Source organism: Cellulomonas sp. HD19AZ1, from assembly GCF_004535805.1.
In the GTDB taxonomy this organism is placed as follows: Bacteria; Actinomycetota; Actinomycetes; order Actinomycetales; family Cellulomonadaceae; genus Cellulomonas; species Cellulomonas iranensis.
The window spans coordinates 413,134-436,654 of sequence record NZ_SPHX01000001.1 but is presented as its reverse complement, the minus strand read 5'-3'; the positions used below and the strand labels follow the sequence as shown (position 1 = coordinate 436,654).

Annotated in this window: 21 protein-coding genes; 7 read left to right on the top strand and 14 right to left on the bottom strand. The window is 76.1% G+C overall.

The genetic code is table 11. The annotated features are described in order from the left end of the window. Positions 1–49: 49 nt before the first annotated feature. The 4 genes from obgE to E4A51_RS01960 form a co-directional block, all read right to left on the bottom strand. Entirely contained in the window at positions 50–1,567 is a 1,518-nt protein-coding gene (obgE, locus tag E4A51_RS01975; RefSeq protein WP_046528709.1) for a GTPase ObgE, read from the bottom strand. Positions 1,568–1,679: 112 nt separating this feature from the next. Then, a complete protein-coding gene (gene rpmA, locus E4A51_RS01970) occupies positions 1,680–1,937 on the bottom strand; it encodes a 50S ribosomal protein L27 (RefSeq protein WP_046528710.1) in 258 nt (85 codons plus the stop codon). A 58-nt stretch (positions 1,938–1,995) separates the two neighbouring features. Continuing rightward, complete coding sequence (gene rplU, locus E4A51_RS01965; RefSeq protein WP_201775302.1) at positions 1,996–2,304, bottom strand: 50S ribosomal protein L21; 309 nt, start codon at positions 2,302–2,304, stop codon at positions 1,996–1,998. A gap of 293 nt (positions 2,305–2,597) precedes the next feature. Beyond that, positions 2,598–5,831, bottom strand: coding sequence for an Rne/Rng family ribonuclease (locus tag E4A51_RS01960; protein WP_240696339.1), 3,234 nt, complete (start codon positions 5,829–5,831; stop codon positions 2,598–2,600). A gap of 474 nt (positions 5,832–6,305) precedes the next feature. Here E4A51_RS01960 and E4A51_RS01955 point away from each other — a divergent pair, with 474 nt between their 5' ends. Genes E4A51_RS01955 through E4A51_RS01935 form a run of 5 tightly spaced genes read left to right on the top strand, consistent with a single transcriptional unit; the run spans position 6,306 to position 14,361 of the window. Continuing rightward, positions 6,306–7,832: a cytochrome ubiquinol oxidase subunit I gene (locus E4A51_RS01955; RefSeq protein WP_070320656.1), complete on the top strand. Its 1,527-nt coding sequence runs from the start codon at positions 6,306–6,308 to the stop codon at positions 7,830–7,832. Between the two features lie 14 nt (positions 7,833–7,846). Then, entirely contained in the window at positions 7,847–8,902 is a 1,056-nt protein-coding gene (cydB, locus tag E4A51_RS01950; protein ID WP_070320655.1) for a cytochrome d ubiquinol oxidase subunit II, read from the top strand. Between the two features lie 37 nt (positions 8,903–8,939). Next, the gene (gene cydD / locus E4A51_RS01945) at positions 8,940–10,721 is read left to right on the top strand and encodes a thiol reductant ABC exporter subunit CydD (protein WP_134850728.1); all 1,782 of its coding nucleotides are present in this window, start codon (positions 8,940–8,942) and stop codon (positions 10,719–10,721) included. After that, positions 10,718–12,592: a thiol reductant ABC exporter subunit CydC gene (cydC, locus tag E4A51_RS01940; RefSeq protein ID WP_134850727.1), complete on the top strand. Its 1,875-nt coding sequence runs from the start codon at positions 10,718–10,720 to the stop codon at positions 12,590–12,592. Before cydD ends, cydC begins: the two co-directional genes overlap by 4 nt. After that, a complete protein-coding gene (locus E4A51_RS01935) occupies positions 12,589–14,361 on the top strand; it encodes a GAF domain-containing protein (RefSeq protein WP_306298857.1) in 1,773 nt (590 codons plus the stop codon). The genes cydC and E4A51_RS01935 overlap by 4 nt, the downstream gene beginning before the upstream one ends. 166 nt (positions 14,362–14,527) lie before the next feature. Here E4A51_RS01935 and E4A51_RS01930 read toward each other — a convergent pair whose 3' ends face one another. Next, entirely contained in the window at positions 14,528–15,154 is a 627-nt protein-coding gene (locus E4A51_RS01930) for a response regulator transcription factor (RefSeq protein WP_046530638.1), read from the bottom strand. Positions 15,155–15,238: 84 nt separating this feature from the next. Between E4A51_RS01930 and E4A51_RS01925 the strand changes: the two genes are divergently transcribed. Beyond that, positions 15,239–16,183 carry an NAD(P)-dependent oxidoreductase gene (locus E4A51_RS01925; RefSeq protein WP_134850726.1) on the top strand — a complete coding sequence of 315 codons (945 nt, stop codon included), beginning with the start codon at positions 15,239–15,241 and terminating at the stop codon, positions 16,181–16,183. Positions 16,184–16,195: 12 nt separating this feature from the next. Here the strand turns inward: E4A51_RS01925 and mutM are convergent, their stop codons facing one another. The 6 genes from mutM to coaD all read right to left on the bottom strand — a co-directional run bounded on the left by mutM (position 16,196) and on the right by coaD (position 19,864). Then, on the bottom strand, positions 16,196–17,161 hold the full coding sequence (gene mutM, locus E4A51_RS01920) for a bifunctional DNA-formamidopyrimidine glycosylase/DNA-(apurinic or apyrimidinic site) lyase (RefSeq protein WP_070320413.1): 966 nt from the start codon (positions 17,159–17,161) through the stop codon (positions 16,196–16,198). A 3-nt stretch (positions 17,162–17,164) separates the two neighbouring features. Next, positions 17,165–17,887, bottom strand: coding sequence for a ribonuclease III (rnc, locus tag E4A51_RS01915; RefSeq protein ID WP_046528717.1), 723 nt, complete (start codon positions 17,885–17,887; stop codon positions 17,165–17,167). 46 nt (positions 17,888–17,933) lie between these two features. Further along, positions 17,934–18,131 (bottom strand): 50S ribosomal protein L32, encoded by a 198-nt coding sequence (gene rpmF, locus E4A51_RS01910; protein WP_046528718.1) that lies wholly within the window; start codon positions 18,129–18,131, stop codon positions 17,934–17,936. A gap of 2 nt (positions 18,132–18,133) precedes the next feature. After that, positions 18,134–18,712, bottom strand: coding sequence for a DUF177 domain-containing protein (locus tag E4A51_RS01905; RefSeq protein WP_046528719.1), 579 nt, complete (start codon positions 18,710–18,712; stop codon positions 18,134–18,136). 154 nt (positions 18,713–18,866) lie between these two features. Further along, complete coding sequence (locus E4A51_RS01900) at positions 18,867–19,373, bottom strand: hypothetical protein (RefSeq protein ID WP_070320414.1); 507 nt, start codon at positions 19,371–19,373, stop codon at positions 18,867–18,869. After that, the gene (coaD, locus tag E4A51_RS01895) at positions 19,370–19,864 is read right to left on the bottom strand and encodes a pantetheine-phosphate adenylyltransferase (RefSeq protein WP_087510156.1); all 495 of its coding nucleotides are present in this window, start codon (positions 19,862–19,864) and stop codon (positions 19,370–19,372) included. Before coaD ends, E4A51_RS01900 begins: the two co-directional genes overlap by 4 nt. A gap of 70 nt (positions 19,865–19,934) precedes the next feature. Between coaD and E4A51_RS01890 the strand changes: the two genes are divergently transcribed. Beyond that, a complete protein-coding gene (locus E4A51_RS01890; protein WP_134850725.1) occupies positions 19,935–20,540 on the top strand; it encodes a GNAT family N-acetyltransferase in 606 nt (201 codons plus the stop codon). Between the two features lie 37 nt (positions 20,541–20,577). Here the strand turns inward: E4A51_RS01890 and rsmD are convergent, their stop codons facing one another. The 3 genes from rsmD to E4A51_RS01875 are packed head-to-tail and all read right to left on the bottom strand — an operon-like array spanning position 20,578 to position 23,515. After that, positions 20,578–21,156: a 16S rRNA (guanine(966)-N(2))-methyltransferase RsmD gene (rsmD, locus tag E4A51_RS01885; RefSeq protein WP_070320415.1), complete on the bottom strand. Its 579-nt coding sequence runs from the start codon at positions 21,154–21,156 to the stop codon at positions 20,578–20,580. Next, positions 21,153–22,832: a DUF6297 family protein gene (locus E4A51_RS01880; protein WP_240696338.1), complete on the bottom strand. Its 1,680-nt coding sequence runs from the start codon at positions 22,830–22,832 to the stop codon at positions 21,153–21,155. Before E4A51_RS01880 ends, rsmD begins: the two co-directional genes overlap by 4 nt. Next, positions 22,829–23,515: an ABC transporter ATP-binding protein gene (locus tag E4A51_RS01875; protein WP_046528723.1), complete on the bottom strand. Its 687-nt coding sequence runs from the start codon at positions 23,513–23,515 to the stop codon at positions 22,829–22,831. Before E4A51_RS01875 ends, E4A51_RS01880 begins: the two co-directional genes overlap by 4 nt. Positions 23,516–23,521: the final 6 nt, after the last annotated feature.

Genomic DNA, 23,521 nt, shown 5'->3' with positions numbered 1-23,521 from the left:
CGGCGCCGGACGGGTGCGGGCCGCACGGCGTGCGCGCGGCCCGCCCGCGTCACGCGTCGGGGTCGGTCCAGACGCCCTTCTCGCGCTCGGTCCACAGCTCGGCGCGCGCGGCGGCCTTGGCGTCCATCCGCTCGGTGTACTCGCGCCGCTTCTGGCCGCGCGTGGGGCGCGACTGGTCGTCGAGACGCGCGTCCGTGCCACGGGGGCCACCCAGCAGCTCGGAGCCCGTCAGCAGCGTCGGCTCCCAGTCGAAGACGACGGCGTTCTCGTCGGGGCCGATGCGCACCTCGTCGCCCGCGACCGCGCCCGCCGCGTAGAGGCGCTCCTCGACGCCCGCGCGCGCGAGCCGGTCGGCGAGGTAGCCGACCGCCTCGTCGTTGGAGAAGTCCGTCTGGCGCACCCACCGCTCGGGCTTCTCGCCGCGCACCACGAACCACACCTGGCCGTTGCCCTCGCGCCGCGTGACCGTGAACCCGGTCTCGTCGACCGCGCGCGGGCGCAGCACGACGCGCGTGGCCTCGGGCGGCGGCGCGTCGCGACGCGCCTGCACGACGCGCTCGGCGAGCGCGAACGTCAGCGGGCGCAGGCCCTCGTGGCTCGCGGTCGACACCTCGAACACCGGCAGGCCGCGCGCCTCCAGCTCGGGGCGCACGAGGTCGGCGAGCTCGCGGGCCTCGGGCACGTCGATCTTGTTCAGCACGACGACGCGCGGGCGCTGCGTGAGCGGTACGCCGCCCGCGGCGACCTCGAGGTCCTCGGCGTACGCGGCGAGCTCGGCCTCGATGACGTCGAGGTCGGTGAGCGGGTCACGTCCCGGCTCGAGCGTCGCGCAGTCCAGCACGTGCACGATGACGGCGCAGCGCTCGATGTGCCGCAGGAACTCCAGCCCGAGGCCCTTGCCCTGCGACGCCCCGGGGATCAGACCCGGCACGTCCGCGACGGTGTACCGCGCGTCCCCGGCCTGCACGACGCCCAGGTTCGGCACGAGGGTCGTGAACGGGTAGTCGGCGATCTTGGGGCGCGCGGCGGACACGGCCGCGACGAGGCTCGACTTGCCCGCGGAGGGGTAGCCGACGAGCGCGACGTCCGCGATCGTCTTGAGCTCGAGCACGACGTCGGCGGACTCGCCGGGCTCGCCGAGCAGCGCGAACCCGGGCGCCTTGCGGCGCGGCGAGGCGAGCGCCGCGTTGCCGAGCCCGCCGCGACCGCCCGCGGCGACGACGTAGCGCGCACCCGCGCCGACGAGGTCGGCCAGCACGGTGCCGTCGGGCGACTTCACGACGGTGCCGTCGGGGACCCCGAGCACGAGGTCCTCGGCGGTCGACCCGCTGCGGTGGTCGCCCATGCCCTGCGTGCCGGACGCGGCGCGCCGGTGCGGCAGGTGGTGGTACGGCAGCAGCGTGGTCACCTGCGGGTCGACCTCGAGGATCACCGACCCGCCGTTGCCGCCGTTGCCGCCGTCGGGGCCCGCCAGGGGCTTGAACTTCTCGCGGTGGATCGACGCGCACCCGTGCCCGCCGTCACCGCCGGTCGCGTGCACCACGACTCGGTCGACGAACGTCGCCACGGGTGTCCTCCTCGTCCTTCAGGGTGCGGGCAGGCGCCCGCCTCGGTCGTGCAACGACGAAGGGGCGCACCGCACCGGTGCGCCCCTCCGACGTCGATGGTGAGGCAGCGCCTCAGGCGTCGGCCGCCACGATGTCGACGACCTTGCGGCCGCGGCGCGTGCCGAACGCGACCGCACCGGCGGTCAGCGCGAACAGCGTGTCGTCGCCACCCCGGCCGACGTTGTCACCGGGGTGGAAGTGCGTGCCGCGCTGGCGGACGATGATCTCGCCGGCCTTGACGACCTGACCGCCGAAGCGCTTCACGCCCAGGCGCTGGGCGTTGGAGTCGCGACCGTTGCGCGAGGAGCTCGCGCCCTTCTTGTGTGCCATGACAGACCTGCTCTCAGTGTTCCGGAGTACGGGGTGCAGCCGCCGAGGCGGCGCGAGCTCACTTGATGCCGGTGACCTTGAGGCGGGTCAGCTTCTGGCGGTGACCCTGGCGCTTGCGGTAGCCGGTCTTGTTCTTGTACTTGAGGATGTCGATCTTGGGACCCTTCTCGTCCCGCACGACCTCCGCCGTGACCGTCACCTTCGCGAGCGCCGCGGCGTCCGTGGTGACCTTCTCGCCGTCGACGAGCAGGAGCGCCGGCAGCTGGACCGACGAACCCGCCTCGGCGGCGAGGCGGTCGACGACGACGACGTCGCCGACGGCGACCTTCTCCTGGCGGCCGCCAGCCTTCACGATCGCGTACACCACGTTGCTGCTCATCTCTGCTCGTCGGACCTGCACGTCACTGCTCATCGGTACTGCACTCGGTGCCCGTGACCCGCCGAGGCCCGCGCACCACCCCGCCACGGGGGCGAGGGGTTCGCGTCGGCGAGGTCGTCCGCGGCGCCCGACCGTGGTGCCTGCCGGCGGCCCCGGCTCTCGCGAGCCCGGTGCGGTACCGGCACTGCCACGGCGCGCACGCGACGCACCGACGTTCTAGGGTACGGACCCGTCCGCGCCGGGTCAAACGCGCACGGACGGGTCCGGGTGGCTCCCGGGCGTCAGTCGCCCTCGCCGTCCGCCGGCGCGGCCCCGGCCTGCGCGGGCTCGTCGTCCTCGAACGACGCGAACAGGTCGGGGTCGACCGCGTGCAGCTCGAGCGGCGCGTCGGTCTCGACGACCGGCGCAGCCGCCGCGCGCGCCGCACCGAGCTCCGCGAGGACGTCCAGCACGGGCGCCGCCGGCGCCGGGGCGGCCTCGGGCGCGGCGTCGGCCTGCGCCGCCGCGTCCGTGCCGTCCTGCTCCGGGGCGTCCGCATCCTCGGTCCGCTCGTGGTCGTGGTCGTGCGCGTGCGCGGCGGCCGCCGCGATCGTCGCGAGGGTCGCCTTCACGGCCTCGCGCGCCTCGGGCAGCACCGGGACGGCCGCGGCCGCCACCGGGGCGGCGGCGCTCCCCTGCTCGGCGGTGGCCCGCTTGCGGCGCGAGCGCTTCGACTCGCCCTGCTCGGGTGCGGGCTGCGCGCCCGCGTCCTGGCGCGAGCTCTTCGACACGGGGTCGGTGTGCACGATGAACCCGCGACCGTGGCAGTGCTCGCACGTCTCGCTGAACGCCTCGACCAGGCCCTGGCCGACCCGCTTGCGCGTCATCTGCACGAGGCCGAGCGAGGTCACCTCGGCGACCTGGTGCTTGGTGCGGTCGCGCCCCAGGCACTCGACGAGGCGGCGCAGCACGAGGTCGCGGTTGGACTCGAGCACCATGTCGATGAAGTCGATGACGATGATGCCGCCGATGTCGCGCAGCCGGAGCTGGCGCACGATCTCCTCGGCCGCCTCGAGGTTGTTGCGCGTCACCGTCTCCTCGAGCGTGCCGCCGGCGCCCGTGAACTTGCCGGTGTTGACGTCGACGACGGTCATGGCCTCGGTGCGGTCGATCACGAGCGAGCCGCCCGACGGGAGCCAGACCTTGCGGTCCATGCCCTTGGCCAGCTGCTCGTCGATGCGGTGCACGCTGAACAGGTCCTGCGTACCGGTCCACTTCTCGACGCGGGCGGCGAGGTCGGGCGCGAGCTCGCCGACGTACGTCGAGATGGTCGTCCACGCGTCGTCGCCCTGGACCACGAGCGAGGAGAAGTCGTCGTTGAAGATGTCGCGGACCACGCGGATCGCCATGTCGGGCTCGCCCTGCAGCAGCGCGGGCGCGTTGGCGGTCTTCGTCTTGCGCTCGATCGCCTCCCACTGGCCCTGCAGGCGCACGACGTCGGCGCGCAGCTCGTCCTCGCTCGCACCCTCCGCGGCGGTGCGCACGATGACGCCCGCGGAGTCCGGCACCACGTCGCGCAGGATCTTCTTGAGGCGCGAGCGCTCGGTGTCGGGGAGCTTGCGGCTGATGCCGGTCATGCCGCCGCCCGGCACGTACACGAGGTACCGGCCGGCCAGCGTGACCTGGCTGGTCAGGCGCGCACCCTTGTGCCCGATGGGGTCCTTGGTGACCTGGACGAGCACCGAGTCGCCCGACTTGAGGGCCTGCTCGATGCGGCGCGGCTGCCCCTCGAGGCCGGCCGCGTCCCAGTTGACCTCGCCGGCGTACAGCACGGCGTTGCGGCCCTTGCCGACGTCGACGAACGCGGCCTCCATGGACGGCAGCACGTTCTGGACGCGGCCCAGGTAGACGTTGCCGACCATCGAGGCCTGCGCCTGGTGCGACACGTAGTGCTCGACGAGCACGCCGTCCTCGAGCACCGCGATCTGCGTGCGGCCGTCGCGCTCGCGCACGACCATCGACCGCTCGACCGACTCGCGGCGCGCGAGGAACTCCGCCTCGGTGATGATCTGGCGCCGGCGGCCAGCGTCGCGTCCCTCGCGGCGGCGCTGGCGCTTGGCCTCCAGGCGCGTCGACCCGCGCAGCGCGGTGACCTCGTCGCCGCCCGAGCGGCGGCGCGGCTCGTCGCCGCCCTCGGCGCGGGCGCCACGGCGGCGGCGTCGACGGCGTCGGCTCGAGCCGCCCGTCGACTCGTCGTCGCCGGCGTCCTGCTCGGGCTCCTGCTCGGCGTCCTCGTCCTCGTCGCCCGCGTCGGGGGCGTCCTCGGCGCTGTCGTCGCCCGCCTGCTCGGCACGGCCGCGACGGCCGCGGCCGCCCCGCCGCCGACGACGGCGCGGGCCGCCGTCCTCGTCGCCGGACTCGTCGTCGGCGGTCTCCGCGGTGTCGGCCGCCTCGGCGGCGCCGTCGGCCGCGTCCTCGGTCTCGTCCTGCGTGTCCTCGGTCGCGTCGTCCGCGGTCGCGTCGTCCGCGGACGCCTTGCGACCCCGGCCGCGACGACGGCGCGCGCGCGGCGCGGCCTCCTCGGCGACCGGCGCGTCGTCGACGACGACCTCCTCGACCGTCTCGACGGCGGTCTCCTCGTCGCTGCGCGCGGCCTCCGAGATCTCCTCGGGCGAGCCGGTGGACGCCTGCGCGCGCCGACGCCGGGGGCGGACGGCGGGGTCGGGCGCCTGGAAGAGGAGGGCGGTGGTCGCGAGGCGGGCGCGCGCGGGCGCCTCCTCCGCGGTGCGGTCGGCGCCACGCTCGGCTCCGCGTCCGGCGCTGCGCTCGGCCGTGCCGTCGGACGCGGGCTGCGCGGCACGTCCGGCAGGACGGACCGCACCGAGCTCGGCGAGCACGTCGAGCGCGCCCCGGTCCGCGGGGGCGACGGGCTCGGCGGCGGCCGGGGCGTCCTCCTGCGGCGCGTCGGCGGTGGCCTCGTCGGCGTCCTTCGCGGTGCGCGCGGACCGGCCGCCACGACGGCTCGGACGACGCCGGCGCGGCGCGCGCTCCTCGGCGTCCTCGGCCACGGACTCGGCGACACCCGAGGCCTCGGGCTCGTCCGCGGGCGCCTCGGCCTCGTCGGCGGGTGCGGGGTCGACGACCTCGTCCGCCGGCACGTCCTCGTCGGTCTCGTCGGCCGCGGGCTCGACCGCGGCCGGCTCGGGCTCGGCCGGCGGCGCGACGGGCGTGGCGTCGTCCAGGACGACGGTGCGGGTCACGCGGCGCGAGCGCCGGGCGCGCGCGGCGGGCTTCTCGGCCGCCTCGACCGCGACCGGCGGCTCCTCGGCGACGGGCGGCTCGACGACGGGAGCCTCGGCGGGCGTCGCCGCCGACCGCGCATCGGTGGCCGGCGCGTCGTCGGCGACGGGCGGCGCGGCGGACGCCTCGGGGGGTGTCACGACGTCCCGCACGACCCGCCGGCGGCGCTTCGCGGGCGCCTTCTGCGTGGCCTCGGAGGCGTCGGTGGTGTTCTCGGGGGTGTTCGCGGGAGACAAGCGGGGTGCTCCTGGGTACCCCGGGGCCCCGTCCACACGTCGTACGCCCCCGGGCGGTCGGTCGTCGCTCACGTCCGGCTGCCCGGTGCGGCGACGGAAGTCGTCGGTCGGGCCCGCCGCGGCGTTCGGCGCCATCGCCTGCCGGGCCGTCTCGGGGCTCCCGGGGGAGCCCGCCGAGGGCGGGGCGGCGGCTGGCCTGCACGATCACGTGACGGCGAGCTCGTCGGCCCCGACGGTGTGGGCGTCAGGACCTGTGGTCAGTATCGCACAGACGGCCGCGACAGCCCCGCCGACACGGGGCGAGGTTCACGACGAGACGTCAGCACCCGGGACGTTGGTCCTGTCGCTCCGGGGCCTCCCGGCCTACGGTTCGAGGGGCAGGACTCGCACCCGGCGTGCGCACCGTCGCGGCCCCCACCGCGACCCGTCCGACCCCCGTCAGCCCGCCCGCCTCGCACCAGCACGGAGAACCGCGTGGACGTCCTCGACCTGGCACGGTGGCAGTTCGGCATCACGACCGTCTACCACTTCATCTTCGTCCCGCTGACGATCGGGCTCTCCCCGCTCGTCGCGATCATGCAGACCGCGTGGGTCCGCACGGGCAACGAGCGGTGGCTGCGGCTGACCAAGTTCTTCGGCAAGCTCCTGCTGATCAACTTCGCGATCGGCGTCGCCACGGGCATCGTCCAGGAGTTCCAGTTCGGCATGAACTGGTCCGAGTACTCGCGGTTCGTCGGCGACGTGTTCGGCGCGCCGCTCGCGATGGAGGCGCTCGCCGCGTTCTTCGTCGAGTCGACGTTCCTGGGCCTGTGGATCTTCGGCTGGGACCGCCTGCCCAAGAAGATCCACCTCGCGTGCATCTGGGCCGTCGCGATCGCGACGAACCTGTCCGCGTTCTTCATCCTCGCGGCGAACTCGTGGATGCAGCACCCCGTGGGCACGACCTACAACTTCGAGACCGGCCGCGCCGAGATGACCGACATCGTGGCGGTCCTCACCAACCCGACCGTGCTCGCGGCCTTCCCGCACACGATCGCGGCCGCGTTCCTCACGGCCGGCACGTTCGTCGCGGGCATCGCCGCCTGGTGGATGGTCCGGCTGGTGCGCCGCGGCGACACCGCCAAGGCGCGCGACGTCTACCGCCCCGCCGTCATCCTGGGCCTCGTGACGATGCTCGTCTCGGGCGCCGGCGTCGCGCTGACCGGCGACTGGCAGGCCAAGCTCATGTTCGACCAGCAGCCCGCCAAGATGGCCGCCGCGGAGGGCCTGTGCGAGACGCAGGACGGCGCGGCGTTCTCGATCCTCGCGATCGGCGACCTCACCAACGACTGCGACGGCGTCAAGCACCTCATCGAGCTGCCCGGGTTCACGTCGTTCCTCGCGACCGGCGACTTCAACGCCCGCATCCGCGGCGTCGACGAGCTGCAGGAGCACTACACGCAGTGGGTCACGCAGTGGGAGCAGGACAACGGCGTCGAGGCGACGTTCGACCCCGCCGACACGCGCTTCTACCCCAACCTCGCCGTCACGTACTGGTCGTTCCGGCTCATGATCGGCTTCGGCGTCGGCTCGGCCGCGCTGTCGCTCGCCGCCCTGTGGCTGCTGCGCCGCAAGGGCTCGGTCACCGGCAAGCCGTGGTTCGGCCGGCTCGGCATCGCCGCGATCGCCACGCCGTTCCTCGCGTCGGCGTTCGGCTGGATCTTCACCGAGATGGGCCGCCAGCCGTGGGTCGTCGCGCCGAACCCGAACAGCTCGGGCGTCGACGGTGTGTGGCTGCTGACCGCCCGCGGCGTCAGCGAGGTCGTCTCCCCCGGCATGGTCTGGTTCTCGATGATCGGCTTCACGCTGCTGTACGGCGTGCTCGCCGTCGTGTGGTTCCGGCTCATGAAGCGCTACGCCGTCGAGGGCGTCGCCGACACCGAGCACGACCCCAGCCCTGACAACCCCGACAACGCCCCCGACGCGGACGGCACCGACCGTCCCCTGTCCTTCGCGTACTGAGGAGAGCGGCCACCATGGACCTGTCGACCGTCTGGTTTCTCCTCATCGCCGTCCTGTGGACCGGCTACCTCGTCCTCGAGGGCTTCGACTTCGGCGTCGGCATGCTGCTGGCGATCCTGCCGAAGGGCGACAAGGCGCGGCGCGAGAAGGAGCGCCGCCTCATGATCAACACCGTCGGACCCGTGTGGGACGGCAACGAGGTGTGGCTCCTCACGGCGGGCGGCGCGACCTTCGCGGCGTTCCCCGAGTGGTACGCGACGCTGTTCTCGGGCTTCTACATCCCGCTGTTCATCATCCTCGTCGCCCTGATCGTGCGTGTCGTCGCGTTCGAGTGGCGCGGCAAGATCGACTCGCCCGTGTGGCGGGCCTGGGCCGACCGCGCGCTGATCTTCGGCTCGTTCGTGCCGGCCCTGCTGTGGGGCGTGGCGTTCGCGAACCTCGTGCGCGGCGTCGAGCTCGACGCGAACCACCAGTACGTCGGCGGGTTCCTCGCGCTGCTGTCGCCGTTCGCGCTGCTCGGCGGCCTCGTGACGCTGACGATCTTCCTCACGCACGGCGCGATCTTCCTGGCGATGAAGACCGACGGGGACGTGCGCGAGCGGGCCGGCGCGTTCGCGGCGCGCAGCTCGGTCGTGACGCTCGTCCTGGCGGGCGTGTGGGCCGTGTGGGCGCAGCTGGAGTTCAGCGGCAAGCCCTGGACGTGGGCGGCCGTCGCGGTCGCCGCCGTCGCGCTCGTGCTGGTCGTGGGTGCCACCCGCGTGCGCCGCGAGGGCATCGCGTTCACGGCCTCGGCCGTCGCGATCGTCGCGGCCGTCGTGCTGATCTTCGGCTCGATGTTCCCCGACGTCATGCCCGCGTTCGACGCGGCGAACTCGCTCACCGTCGACAACGCGTCGTCCACGGACTACACGCTCACGGTCATGACGTGGGTCGCGGTGATCCTCACCCCGCTCGTGCTGCTCTACCAGGGCTGGACGTACTGGGTGTTCCGCAAGCGCCTGACCGTCGAGCACATCCCGGACTCGATCGGGCTCACGTTCGACAAGGTCCTGCCGAAGACCCGCGCGTGACGCCGCCCGTGCGCCCGCTCGTGATCTCCTGGACCGCGTGAAGCCTCTCGACCCCCGGCTGCTGCGGTACGCACGCGCGGCGCGCGGGTACCTCGCGCTGACGGTCGCGCTCGGCGTCGTCACCGGCGCGCTCGTCGTCGCGCAGGCCCTGCTGCTCGCGCACGCGCTCGGCTCGGCCGTCGCCGACGGCGCGACGCTCCCCCGCGTGCTGCCGCTCGTCGGCGGCCTCGCGGGGGTCGTCGCGGTGCGCGCGCTCGTGGCCGGGGTGCAGGAGCGGTACGCGCACCGCGCCGCGACGCGCGCCGTCGCCGAGCTGCGCGAGCGCGTCGTCGCGCACGCGGCCGCGGTGGGGCCGCGCCGAGCCGCGCCGGCCGACGGCGCGAGCCTCGTGACGCTCGCGACGCGCGGGCTCGACGCGCTCGAGCCCTACTTCGTGAAGTACCTGCCGCAGCTCGTGCTCGCCGCGACGCTGACCCCGGCGACGCTGCTCGTGGTGCTGGGCCTCGACTGGGTCTCGGCGGCGATCATCGCCGGCACGATCCCCCTCGTGCCGGTGTTCATGTGGCTCGTCGGGGTCATGACGCAGGGCCGCTCCGAGCGCGGCCTGGCGACCATGCAGCGGCTGGGTGCGCAGGTGCTCGACCTGCTCGCGGGCCTGACGACGCTGCGCGCGTTCGGCCGCGAGCGGGGGCCGGTGGCGCGGGTGCGCGAGCTGGGCGACGCGCACCGGCGCGCGACCATGGGCACGCTGCGCGTCGCGTTCCTGTCCGGCATGGTCCTGGAGCTGCTGACGACGCTGTGCGTCGCGCTCGTCGCGGTCGCGATCGGCATGCGCCTGGTCTACGGGCAGATGGACCTGGTGACGGGCCTCGCGGTGCTCGTGCTCGCCCCCGAGGTGTTCAACCCGCTGCGCCAGGTCGGTGCGCAGTTCCACGCGTCGACCGACGGCGTGGCCGCCGCGGACCGGGCGTTCGCGGTCCTCGAGGTCCCCGTCCCGCCCACGGGCACCCGCCCCGCGCCCGACCTCGCGGGCGGTGCGGTCCGCGCCCGCGGCGTCGCGGTGCGGGCGCGGTCGGGCTGGGCCCCGGCGCCCCTCGACGTCGACCTCGCGCCCGGGCGCGTCGTCGCGCTGGTCGGTGCGTCGGGCGCCGGCAAGTCCACGACGGTCGAGGTGCTGCTGGGCCTGCTGACGCCCGACGCGGGGCGCGTCGAGCTGGTCGCCGCCGACGGCACCGCGACGGACCTGGCCGACGTCGACGTGCACGGCTACTGGCGCCAGGTCACGTGGCTGCCGCAGCGCCCCGTGCTCGAGCCCGGCACGGTGCACGAGGTCCTCGGCTCCCCCGACCCGGCCGACCGGGACCGCGCCGCCGCGCTCACCGGCCTCGACGCCGTGGTCGCGACGCTGCCCGAGGGCTGGTCCACCGCGCTCGGCACGGGCGGGACGGGGCTGTCGGTCGGCCAGCGGCAGCGCCTCGCGCTGACGCGCGCGCTGCTGCGCCCCAGCCCCGTCGTCGTGCTCGACGAGCCGACGGCGCACCTCGACGCCGCCGGCGAGCGGGTCGTGCTCGCGACGCTCGCCGCGCTGCGGGACGCGGGCAGCGCGGTGCTGCTCGTCGCGCACCGCGCGTCGCTCGCGGCGCGCGCCGACGACGTCGTGCACGTCACGTCGGCCCCCGACCCGACGGGGTCGGACCCGCGCGGCGGCGCACCGTCGCCCCGGGACGTCCCGACCGCTCGCGGCGGGACCGCCGCGGGCGTCGCTCCCGCGCGCGCCACCGGGCCCGTCCCCACCGACCCGACCGGAGGGACCCGATGACCGCGGCACCGACCACGGTCCCCGCGACCGCAGCCACCGCCGCACGACCGCCGCGCGGGACGCTGCGGCGCGCTGTCGCGCTGCTCGAGGTCGACCCGCGCCGCGTCGCCCTCGCGGTGCTGCTGGGCACGCTCGCGCTCGGCTCGGCGGTCGCGCTGGCCGCCGCGAGCGCGTGGCTGATCGCGCGGGCCTCGCAGATGCCGCCCGTGCTCCAGCTCTCGGTCGCGACCGTCGGGGTCCGCGCGTTCGGCATCGGGCGCGGTCTCATGCGCTACCTCGAGCGGCTGGTCTCGCACGACGTCGCGCTGCGCGGCATGGCGACGCTGCGCACCACGCTGTACGGCCGGCTCGCGGCCGGCTCGCCGCGCGCGCTGCTCGCGGTGCGGCGCGGCGACCTGCTCGCGCGCGTCGGCGCCGACGTCGACGCGGTCGGTGACGTCGTGGTGCGCGGCCTGCTGCCCGCCGGCGTCGCGGTGACGCTGGGCGTCGGGACGTCGGTCGCGATGGCGCTGTTCTGGCCGCCGGCGGGGCTCGCGCTCGCGCTGTGCCTGCTCGCGGCCGGCGTGCTCGCGCCGTGGCTGGCGGCGCGCGGCGCACGCACGGCCGAGGAGCGCGGCGTGGCCGCACGCGCGCGCATGAGCGCGGTGTCGCTGGGCGTGCTCGACGACGCAGGCCCGCTCGCGGTGTCGGGCCGGCTGCCGCACGAGCTCGCGGCCCTGCGCGACGCGGACGCCGACCTCGCGCGCGCGACGGACGCGGGCGCGCGACCCGCGGCGCTCGCCGCGGCCGTGGGCCAGCTCGCGGTCGGCGTGGCGGTGCTCGCGGCGCTCGTCACCGGCGTGCCCGCGGTGCGGGCCGGGCTGCTCGCGCCCGTCGAGCTCGCCGTGGTCGTGCTGACCCCGCTCGCGGCGTTCGAGGCGACCTCGCTGCTGCCCGCCGCGGCGGTACAGGTGCAGCGCTCGCGCGCGGCCGCGGCGCGCGTGCTGGCGCTGCTCGACGACGCCGCGACCCCCGCACGGGCGCGCGGCGCGGCACCTGACGCCCCCGTCGCCGCGACCGGCCCCCGCGGCACCACGCGCACGTCCGTCGACGACGACGGCGCCCCGGACCCGTCGGAGCACGGACCGGTGCTCGTCGCGCGCGGACTCGCGTGCGGCTGGCCCGGGCGCGGCCCGGCGGTCGCGGGCGTCGACCTCGTGCTCGCGCCCGGCGCCCGGCTCGCCGTCGCGGGCCCGAGCGGCGAGGGCAAGACGACGCTGCTCCTCACGCTCGCGGGCCTGCTGCCCCCCGTCGCCGGCACGGTGACCCTCGACGGCGTGCCGCTCGACCGCGCCGACCGCGCGGACGTCGTGCGCAGCGTCGTCGTGACGGGCGAGGACGCGCACGTCTTCGGCACGTCGGTGCTCGAGAACCTGCGCGTCGCGCGCGGCGACGTCACGCCCGAGGAGGCCACGGACGCGCTGCGGCGCACGGGACTCGGCACGTGGCTCGCCGGTCTCCCCGACGGCCTCGACACCGTCCTCGGCTCCGACGCGCGCACCGTCTCGGGCGGTGAGCGTCGCCGCCTGCTGCTGGCGCGCACGCTGCTCTCGGACGCCCCGCTGCTGCTCGTGGACGAGCCGGGCGAGCACCTCGACCCCCGCACGGCCGACGCCGTGCTGGACGAGCTCTGGCACGCGCCGGCGACCCGCGAGGGGGCTGCACGCGGCCTCGTCGTCGTGAGCCACCGCCTCGCACCCCTCGCCGCGGCCGACGAGGTGCTGTGGCTCACGGGTGGGCGGGTCGCGGCGCGCGGCACGCACGCGCACCTCGCGGCGCACGTCCCGGGCTACGGTGAGGCGGTGCGAGCCGAGCAGCGGGACCTGACGTGAACGAGCACCGGGGCGAGATGCGCGAGGTCACGGCGTCACCGCCCGTCGCGGGGGCGCCGTTCCAGCGCGGCGTGCTCGTCGACTCCCGCCCCACGCAGACGCCCCTGACGGGCGACGCGCTGACGGACCTGCTGAGCGCGATCCTCGCGGTCGCCGGGCAGCTCGACCTCACGACGGTCCTCGACCGGTTCGTCCAGGTCAGCGCCGAGCTCACGGGTGCCCGGTACGGCGCGATCAACGTGCTCGACGACCAGGGCGCGTCCACCACCTTCGTGTACACCGGCATCCCGACGGCCGTCGCGCGCATGCTGCGCCGCCCGCCGCACGCCGAGGGCGTGCTCGGGCAGATCCCCGTGGACGGTGCGCTGCGTCTCGACGACCTCACGCAGCACCGCGCGTTCCAGGGCTGGCCCGCCAACCACCCGCCGATGGGCTCGTTCCTCGGCGCGTCGGTGAAGGTCGGCGAGCACGTGTACGGCCAGCTCTACCTGTCGGAGAAGGTCGACGGCGGCTCGTTCACCGACACTGACGAGTCGATGGTCGTCGCGCTCGCGGCCGCCGCGGGCGTCGCGATCTCCAACGCGCAGCTCTACGCCGAGGCCGAGCGCCGCGAGCACTGGCTGCAGGCCGGGCAGGACATCACGACGATGCTCCTCGAGGGCGTCGACGAGGAGTCCGCGCTCGAGCACGTCGCGCGCACGGCCCGCGAGGTCGCGGGGGCCGACACCGCGGCGCTCGCGCTGCCGGGGCTGGGCGGCGAGCTCTACCTCGAGCTCGCGGACGGCTACCAGGCCGACGTGCTCACGGGGCTCGTGATGCCGCGCGGCGGGCGCGCGTGGACCGTCCTCGAGGAGGGCCACGGCCTGCTGACGCCCTCGCTGAGCGCGTCCCGGACCGTCAAGCTCGAGGAGATGCGCGCGTTCGGGCCCGCGATGTTCGCGCCGCTGCACTCCTCGGGGCGCGGCGTCGGCGTGCTGCTGCTGCTGCGCCGCATCGGCCGGACCCCGTTCGACGAGGGCGACCTCGCGACCGCCGAGTCGTTCGCCGCGCAGGCCGCGCTCGCGTACGTGCTCGCCGAGGCGCGGCACGCGCAGGACCTCGCGGCGCTGCTCGACGAGCGCGAGCGCATCGCGCGCGACCTGCACGACCTGGCGATCCAGCAGCTCTTCGCGACGGGCATGCAGCTCGAGACCGTGCGGCGCCGCTCGGCGCGCGGGGTCGACGCGCACGAGCTCACGAGCATCGTCGAGGAGGCCCTCGACAACGTCGACAGCTCGGTGCGCGAGATCCGCCAGATCGTGTACGCGCTGCGCGACCCCGACGCGGCGACCGGCCTCGTCGAGCGGCTGCGCCGCGAGACGTCGCTCGCGCGCACGGGCCTGGGCTTCGCGCCGTCGCTCGTGCTGTCCCTCGACGGCGAGGTGCTCACGCCCGGCGACGGCGAGGGCGAGGACCGCATCGACGAGCGCCTCGAGCAGGAGCTCACCGACGACGTGGTCGCCGTGGTCCGCGAGGGGCTGGCGAACGCCGCACGCCACGCGCACGCGTCCTCCGTCGGCGTGTGCGTGAGCGTGCGCGGGTCGGGGCACACGGGCTCGGTGACGGTCGACGTCGAGGACGACGGCGTCGGGCTGCCGGCCGACCGCGAGCGCAGCTCCGGCACCGGCAACCTCGCGTCGCGCGCGCGGCAGCACGGCGGCGCGTTCAGCCTCGGCGTCGCCCCCAGCGGCAAGGGCACCCTGCTCACCTGGCAGGCCCCGCTCGCCTGACGGGTCGCGGGCGCCGACGACGCCCGCGTGGCGCGACGACGTGCCGGGCGGCGTCGCCCGGCACGTCGTGACGCCGCAGGGGTGTCGTGTCGCAGACGCGTGACGTCGCCGTGCCGGGAGTCCGGGAGTCCGGGAGGGCGCGACGTCGGCGAGGTGGGCCGGCGGCTCAGTGGCCGGGCTCGGCCCGCCAGCCGGAGTTCTTGCGGGACGCGACCCACGCCGCGACCTGCGTGCGCCGCTGCAGGCCCATCTTGGCGAGCAGCGACGTGATGTGGTTCTTCACCGTCTTCTCGGCGACGCCGAGCCGCTCCGCGATCTCGCGGTTCGACAGGCCCTCGCCGATGAGGTCGAGCACGCGCAGCTCGCTGGGCGTCAGGCTCTCGGTCGGGTCCTCGTGGCCCGCGCGCCGCCGCGCGACCGTGCGGTCGTCGAGCAGCGTGCGACCGGCCGCGACCGCGCGGATCACGTCGGTGATCTCGGCGCCGCGCACGCTCTTGAGGAGGTACGCGGACGCGCCCGCGTCGAGCGCGGCGGCCAGCGCGTCGTCGTCGTCGAACGACGTGAGCACGATCGCGCGCGCGGTCGGCAGCGTCTCCTTGACGGCGCGCATGAGGTCGATCCCGGTGCCGTCGGGCAGCTGCAGGTCGACGAGCATGACCTGCGGGCGCACGAGCGTGGCGCGGCGGACGCCGTCGGCGACCGACCCCGCCTCGGCGACGACGGTCATGCCGTCGGTCCGCTCGACGACCTCGGCGATGCCGCGGCGGACGACCTCGTGGTCGTCGACGATCATGACGGAGATGGGCGCCGTGCGGGCGCCCGGACCGGGCGCAGGCGTCGACTGGCTCGTGGCTGACACGATGGCATCGTATCGACCGTGACCACGATCCTCGTCCCCCGGACCGTCGACGGCGTGCCGCCCGTCCCCGACGGCGTGCGCGTCGTGCCCTACGACGTCGACGCGCCCCCGCCGTCCGCGGCGGCCGACGCGGAAGCGGTGGTCGTGTGGGGCAACCCGGCCGACCGCCTCGCCGAGCTGGCCGCGGCGGCCCGGCGCGTGCGCTGGGTGCAGACGCTCGCGGCCGGCCCGGACGCCGTCCTGGCCGCGGGCTTCGGGCGGGGCGTCGTCGTCACGAACGGCCGCGGGCTGCACGACGCGACGGTCGCCGAGCACGTGCTCGCGCTCACCCTCGCGTGCGTGCGCCGCGTGCCGGAGCTGCTGCGCGCGCAGGCCGAGCACCGCTGGGCGGGCGAGCTCGGCGGCCTGCAGCCGCTGCACCCCGCCGGGGAGGTCCGCACGCTCGTCGGCGCGCACGTCACGGTCTGGGGGTTCGGGTCGATCGCCGCGCGCCTCGCTCCCCTGCTGGCGGGGCTCGGGGCTCGCGTGACGGGCGTCGCGACCACGCCCGGCGAGCGGCACGGCTTCCCCGTCGTCACGCCCGCCGTGCTGCCCGACGTGCTGCCGCGCACCGACGTCCTGATCGGGCTGCTGCCCGCGCTCGACGCGACCCGCCACGCGATCGGACCGCGCGTGCTGGACCTGCTGCCGTCGCGCGCGTGGGTCGTCAACGCGGGGCGCGGCACGACGCTCGACGAGGCGGCGCTGCTCGCCGCCGTGCGGACGGGCGCCGTGGCGGGTGCGGCGCTCGACGTGTTCGAGACCGAGCCGCTGCCGCCCGGGTCGCCGCTGTGGGACGAGCCGCGCGTGCTCGTCAGCCCGCACGCCGCCGGGGGCCGACCCGTCGGGTGGCAGGACCTCGTGGCGGACAACGTCGCGCGGTTCGTGGCACGCGAGCCGCTGCGCAACGTCGTCACCCGCTGAGGGGCGCGCCGCTCACGTGCGACGTGCGCGCGGCCGCGGCTGGCACACCGGGCACGTGAACGACGACCGGTTGGCGAACGCGTCGCGGCGCACGGGCGCGCCGCAGCGCCGGCACGGGCGGCCCTCCTGGCCGTAGACGGCCAGGGAGCGGTCGAAGTACCCCGAGGCCCCGTTGACGTTGACGTAGAGCGCGTCGAAGCTCGTGCCGCCCTGCGCGAGCGCCTCGCGCATGACCTCGGCGGCGGCGTCGAGCAGGCGTCCGACGTCCGCACGGCGGGCCGTGGCCGTGGGGCGGGCACCGTGCAGCCGCGCGCGCCACAGCGCCTCGTCGGCGTAGATGTTGCCGACGCCCGACACGAGCGTCTGGTCGAGCAGCGCGCGCTTGAGCTCGGTGCGGCGCGCCCGCACGGCGTCGACGAGCGCGGGGCGGTCGAGCGCGGGGTCCAGCAGGTCGCGCGCGATGTGCGCGACGGGCAGCGGCACGACCGCGCGGTCGGACCCGAGCCCGCCGGGGGCGCCGTCCGGCGTCGCGACGAGGTCCGGCACGGCGAGGTGGCCGAACGTGCGCTGGTCGACGAAGTCGAGCGCCGAGCCGTCGTCGAGCTCGAACCGCACGCGCAGGTGCGGGTGGTCGACCCACCCGTGCGGCCCCGGTGCCGCGACCGGGTCCACGGCGGCGCCCCCGTCGGCGTGCGCCGCCGGCCCGCGCACCAGCAGCTGCCCGCTCATGCCGAGGTGCGCCAGCAGCGCGTCGTCGCCGCGCCCGGCGCCCTCGTCGAGCAGCAGCCACAGGAACTTGCCGCGCCGCACGGCGGCCTCGAACCGGCGCCCCGTCAGCCGGGCGGCGAAGTCGGACGGACCGCCGTCGTGGCGGCGCACCGAGTAGTCGCGGTGCACGCGGACGGCCTCGACCGTGCGGCCCAGGACGTGGCGGGCCAGACCGTCACGGACGGTCTCGACCTCGGGGAGCTCGGGCACGCGTCAGCGGACGTCGGCCGTGCTGCCGGCGTCCTGGGCGTCGCGCAGCTCGGACAGCGTCGCGTAGGCCGCCGCGGCGGCCTCCTGCTCGGCGATCTTCTTGGCGCTGCCGGTGCCGCTGCCCCGCACCTGACCGCCCACGACCGCGTGCGCGGTGAACGTGCGGGCGTGGTCGGGGCCCTCGCCGGTGACGTCGTACGACGGCGCGCCGAGGCCGAGGTGGGCCGACAGCTCCTGGAGCGACGTCTTCCAGTCGAGCCCGGCGCCCAGCCCCGCGGCGGCCGCGAGGGTCGGGCTCACGAGACGGTCCACGAGCTCGCGCGCCGTCTCGAGGCCGTGCGACAAGTAGACGGCACCGAAGAGCGCCTCGAGCGTGTCGGACAGGATCGAGTCCTTGTCCTTGCCGCCGGTCGCGAGCTCGCCCTTGCCGAGCAGCACGAAGTCGCCCAGCTCGAGGTCGCGCGCGACGTGCGCGAGCGCGCGCTGCGACACGGTGGCCGCACGCATCTTCGCGAGGTCGCCCTCCGACTGCGCGGGGTACGTGCGGTACAGGTGCTCGGTGACGACGAGCCCCAGGACGGTGTCGCCCAGGAACTCGAGACGTTCGTTGGTCGGGATGCCCCCGGCCTCGTGCGCGAAGGAGCGGTGCGTCAGGGCGAGCACGAGAAGCTCGGGGTCCAGGTGGACCCCGAGCTTCTCGAGGAGCGACTGCGCTGCCGTGCTCACGCGACGCCGGTGTCGACGGGTGTGCCGGTCATCGTGGCCGCGAGGGTCAGACGGCCTCGTGCTCGCTGCGCACGGCCTCGACGTAGCGACGGCCGTTGTACGCACCGCACGTCGGGCACGCCACGTGCGGGCGCGTCTGCGACTTGCACTGGGGGCAGGTGGTGAGCGTCGTGGCAGTGGTCTTCCACTGCGACCGACGCGCACGGGTGTTGCTGCGCGACATCTTGCGCTTCGGAACCGCCACGGTCAGCTCTCTCTCTTCTCGTCGTCAGAACCCGCCAGGCCGCCGAGGGCCGCCCACCGGGGGTCGATCAGGTCGTGCGCATGGTCCGGGTCGTCCGCGAGCCGTGCACCGCACTGCGAGCACAGGCCCGGGCAGTCCGGCCGGCACAGGGGCCGGAACGGCAGCGTCGGGACGACCGAGTCCCGGAGCGCGGGCTCGAGGTCGACCAGGTCGCCCTCCAGCTCGCGCACGTCCTCGTCCTCGTCGTCCCCGCTCGCGACCGCGGCCTGCGCCCGCTCAGGGTAGACGTACAGCTCCTGGATCGGTGCATCGACAGGCTCGACGACCTTCTCCAGGCACCGCACGCACTCCCCGACGGCCTCGCCGCGGATCGAACCGGTGACCAGGACCCCCTCCATGACCGCCTCGAGCCGCAGGTCCAGCTCAAGGTCGCTCCCGGAGGGGATGCCGATCATGCCGCTGCCGAGCTCGTCGGGGGCCGCGACCGTGCGCTGCACCGTCCGCATCGATCCCGGACGTCGGCCGAGCTCGTGGGTCTCGAGCACGAACGGCGAGCGGGGATCGAGGTGGGATGGGCGCACGGTCCGTTCCCCTCGTTCCCGGCCGTGCCCCGCGGGTGCGCGGCACGGCTGTTGTGGCGACATGACTGACTCGGCCCGCGCCCACGACAGGCAGGACCAGCGGACAACTGTACGGCACCCGCGAGCCCCGCCCAAACGGCCGGTGCGCGTCGGGTCAGACCGAGACGGCCCCGTCACCGGGTGCGAGCCGCCCGGCGAGCTTCGCGCGCCCGGCCTGCACCTGCGACAGCACCTTGCCCAGGTCGATCTCGAAGTCGGCGAGCCGCCGGTCGCAGTAGTCGTCGGCGTCGCGGCGCAGCCCCTCGGCGGTCTCCTGCGCCTCCGCGACGATCTGCGCGGCCCGCTCGCGGGCCTGCGCCACGACGCTCTCCTGGTCGACCAGCTCGGCCGCGCGCGCCCGCGCCCGGGCGAGCACCGCGTCCGCGTCCGCCTGGGCCTGCGCACGCGCCGCGTCCGCGTCCGCGAGCACCTCGTCCGCGCGGTGCAGCTGGGCCGGCAGGGCCGCGCGCACCTCGTCGACCAGCTCGAGCAGCTCCGCGCGGTTGACCAGCACCGACGAGGACATCGGCATCGCGCGCGCCTGCACCACCGCCTGCTCGATCGCGTCGAGCACGCCGCCGACGCCCTCGACGCGCTCCTGCGTGTCGTCCTGCTCCGTCATCGTCCGTCCTCTCCCCCGGCCGCGAGCGCGCGGCGCACCGCCGCCGCGACCGCCGGCGTCACCATGTCCTCGATCCGCCCCCCGTGCCGCGCCACGTCTTTGACGAGCGACGACGCGACGTGGGCCAGCGCCGGGTCGCCGAGGACGAAGACCGTCTCGACCCCCGACAGGTGCCGGTTCATGAGCGCCATCGCGTGCTCGGCGTCCAGGTCGGCCCCGCTGCGCAGCCCCTTGACGACGGCGCTCGCACCGACGTCGCGCACGAGGTCCACCAGCAGCCCGCTCGTCGCGACGACCCGAACGCCGTCGAGGTCCGCGAGCGCGTCGGCGGCGAGCGCGACCCGCTCGTCCGGCGTCAGCAGCGCACGCTTGGACGCGTTGTGGGCGACGGCCACCACGACCTCGTCGAACATCGACCGCGCGCGGCGCACGACGTCGGCGTGGCCGAGCGTGATCGGGTCGAACGACCCCGGGCAGACCGCTGTGCTCACGGACGCCAACCTACGTCACGCACCCGCGCCGGACCGGCCGGCGCGACGCTCCGGCGCTACCGTGTCGGGCGTGGTGAGCCTGCGCCCCGCGACCGCGGCCGACGTCCCGACGCTGCGCACCGTGTGCGCGCTCGCCTACCGGGACAACCCCCTGATGCGCTGGGTGCTGCCCGACGACGCGACGCGCGCCGACGCGTGCGCCGCGTGGCTCGGTCCGGCGCTCGAGCGGTACGTCGCGCACGGACGCGTCGACGTCGCCGTCGCGGGGGATGCCGTCGTCGCGGTGGCCGCCTGGCGCCCGGCCGGCGTCGACCTGGCGGGCGCCGGGGCACCGGTCCTGCCGAGCCCGGCGGGCGTCCTGCGCGCCCTGGTGGGAGCGACCCGGGCCGACGAGGTGCTGACGGCCCTCGCGCGCTCCGCTCCGCTCGCGCCGACCACGCCCGGTGCGTACCTCAACTACCTCGCGGTGGACCCCGAGCACCAGGGCCGCGGCGTCGGCGCAGCGCTGCTGGACGCCGGGCTCGCCACGCTGCGCGCACCGGGCGCGGGGACGCCGTGGCTCGCGACGACCGACCCGGCGAACCTGCCGTTCTACGCGCGCCGGGGGTGCACGGCGGCCGGCACGGTCGACCTCGCGCCCGGCGGGCCCACGCTGACGGTGCTGCACGCGGCCTGACGCGCACGGCACGGCGCGCCGGCGGCACCCGCTCGCGTCACGCGGGCCGTTCGGCGAACCACACCTGCGTCTCGCCGTAGCGCCGGTCGTCGAGCGGCTCGAGCGGCGCGGGCCACGCCGGCGCCGACGCCCGCGCCGACCGCTCGACGACCACCACCCCACCGGGGGCGAGGCACCGGGCGACCGCGTCGACGGCGCCCTGCAGGACGTCGTCGCGCAGGTCGTAGGGCGGGTCGAGCAGCACGAGGTCGAACGCCTCGCCCGGCGCGACCCCGTCCGCCGGCGGGGCGAGGCGCGCGAGGTACCGGTCGACCCGGTCGGCGACCACGTCGACCCGGTCGGCGAGGCCCAGCGTGCGCGCGTTGCGGCGGCACGCGTCGACCGCGACGCGCGCGCTGTCGACGAGCACGGCGCTGCGCGCACCGCGGCTGACGGCCTCGAGCCCGAGCGCGCCGGACCCCGCGAAGAGGTCGAGCACGCGCGCGTCGTCGACGGCGTCGAGGTGCTCGAGCCGGGAGAACAGCGCCTCGCGGACGCGCTCGCTGGTGGGGCGCGTGCCGGACGACGGGACGACGAGCGTGCGACCGCCCGCGGAGCCCGCGACGACGCGCGTCACGCGCCGGCCTTCTTGCGCTCGTCCTGCTCCTCCATCATGCGCTCCAGCCATCCCTTGTCGTGGACCGACGACGCGATCGTCACGGCGATCGCCGAGAGCGCGACCTGCGCGGTCACCATGACCGTCGTGACCGTGTGCAGGCCGATCGCGATCCACAGCGGCAGCAGGCAGAACGCGATGAGGTCCGGGCCGCGCGCGACGACCTGCAGCACACCGGTGGGCAGCGCCCCGGCGGGCGTCGCGACCAGCGGCTTGTCCCAGCTCGGCGCGGGCCGGTACGCCGCGCGCACGGCCGCCGCCGCCCACACCGGCACCGCGGCGAGGCCGAGCAGCACCCAGTCCACGGGCGCGCCCGCCCAGACGCCCACCGCGCCGAGCGCCACGACCGTCCACAGCAGCACGGCGATCCCCGGCACGACCATCCGCAGGCGTCGCACGGTCCGCGCCTCGAGCGGCAGCAGCCGGTCGACGACGGGCGCCATCTCCGCCCAGCGGGCGCCCTCGGCGCTCGCGCTCGCCGCCATCCAGCCGCCCACGAGCACCGCGACGAGCACGCCGACCGTGCTCGCGAGCTGCGGCACGACCGTCGCGAGCACGGGCAGGCCCGCCGCGACCACGAGCTGCACGACGTGCCGCAGCGACCGGCGCAGCACCACGAGATCGGCCGTGACGAGCGCCGTGGCGGGGCCGCGCGCGGTGCGCAGGCGCGAGACCCGGCGGTGCGACGACGCCGCGGCGCCGCCCGTGAGCGCGCGCCCGAGCTCGCGCGAGTCGAGCGAGACGACCGCGCCGACGGCCTGCGTCGCCGCCGAGCCGCCCTCCCGGAGCGTGCGGCCCGGCAGCGCGCCCAGGCGCGCGTCGACGAGCGCCGCGAGCAGCCCGGCCACGACGGCGGCGCCCGCGACGGCGACCCACGACGGTGCGGGCAGCGACGCGGGCGTGCGCCTCGTCAGCACGAGGACGAGCGCGACGACCGGCGCCGCGACGAGCACGAGGTCACCCACGACCGCGGTGCGACGGCGCGGCACCCCGCGCGACTGCGCGACCGCCGCGAGCAGCACGACGACCGCGGCGACCAGCGCGCCGAGCAGCCCCGACCGCACGAGCGCGCCGCCGCCGGACGCGAGCAGCCCGGCGTCGAGCACCACCACGACGGCGCCGCCCGCGAGCGCCGCGACCAGCGGGCCGCGCGCGGCTGCGGGCCGCAGCAGGCCCCGACGGTCGACCGGCAGCGGGAGCCACCACGCCGCCTGCGGTCCCTCCGCCCCGACGGGTCCGAGACGGCCGGCCGTCGAGAGCAGCGCGCCGACGCCCGCGAGGAGCAGCACCGCGACGAGCGCGGGCAGGCTCAGGCCGCCGGGCGCGTGCACGGGCGGTGCGGGCGGCAGCGCCTCGCCGAGCTGCTGCACGACGCCCAGCACGATGAGCACCGAGATGACGACGCTCGTGACGGCGGTGTACACGTCCGTGAGCAGCGACCCGACGCTCGCGCCCGCCCGGGAGCGCGCGGCCCGGGCCGTGAACCGGCGGATCGAGCTCGCCGAGGGGACCTCGCCGAGCTCGAAGTCGCCGACGCGCGGGTCGTCGTGGTCGTCGTGGTCGCCGTCCGCCTCGTCGAGGTCGACGGCGTCGGTGTCGAGGTCCGGGTCGTCGGGCTCGCGCACGCCCGAGCTCACAGCGCGACCCGCGCGATGCGGTCGGCGGCCTCGGCCGCCGGCAGCACGACCGAGGCGGCGTCGTCGACCAGCACGGCCTGCGTGCACACGGCCGCGACCAGGTCGGGGTCGTGCGTCGCGAGCAGCACCGCACCGCCGGCCTCGCGCTCGGCGCGCAGCCGGTCCGCGAGCCGGGCCCGCATGCGCTGGTCGAGCCGCGCCTCGGGCTCGTCGAGCACGATCAGCGAGCGCGGCCGTGCGAACCCCGCGGCGAGCAGCAGGCGCCGCCGCTGGCCGGAGGACAGCGACACGGGCGTCGCGCGCGCGTGGTCCGCCAGGCCGAACTCCTCGAGCAGCACGTCGACCTCCTGCTGCGCACCCATGACGCCGTGGCCGCGGGCCGTGAGGTACAGGTGCTCGGCGACCGTCAGCGCCGGGAAGTACGCGTCGTCGTCGAGCACGGCCGAGACCTCGCGGCGGAACCGCACGTCCCGCTCGTCGACCGGCCGGCCGAGCACCTCGACCGAGCCGCCGATCGGCGTGAGCAGGCCGATGACGGTCTTGAGGACCGTGGACTTGCCCGAGCCGTTGGCCCCGACGAGCGCCACGGCGCGTCCTTCGCCGAGCGTGAACGACACGGGGGCGCACACGGGTGCCTCCCCGTAGCCGACCTGCAGGTTGCGCGCGCGCACCACGGGAGCCATGGCGCC

What these genes read in the sequence shown, in the direction of transcription:
- rpmA (WP_046528710.1), bottom strand. Translation starts at nt 1,937, where the DNA reads ATGGCACACAAGAAGGGCGCGAGCTCCTCGCGCAACGGTCGCGACTCC.
- cydB (WP_070320655.1), top strand. Translation starts at nt 7,847, where the DNA reads ATGGACCTGTCGACCGTCTGGTTTCTCCTCATCGCCGTCCTGTGGACC.
- cydC (WP_134850727.1), top strand. Translation starts at nt 10,718, where the DNA reads ATGACCGCGGCACCGACCACGGTCCCCGCGACCGCAGCCACCGCCGCA.
- E4A51_RS01930 (WP_046530638.1), bottom strand. Translation starts at nt 15,154, where the DNA reads ATGATCGTCGACGACCACGAGGTCGTCCGCCGCGGCATCGCCGAGGTC.
- E4A51_RS01900 (WP_070320414.1), bottom strand. Translation starts at nt 19,373, where the DNA reads ATGACGGAGCAGGACGACACGCAGGAGCGCGTCGAGGGCGTCGGCGGC.
- E4A51_RS01875 (WP_046528723.1), bottom strand. Translation starts at nt 23,515, where the DNA reads ATGGCTCCCGTGGTGCGCGCGCGCAACCTGCAGGTCGGCTACGGGGAG.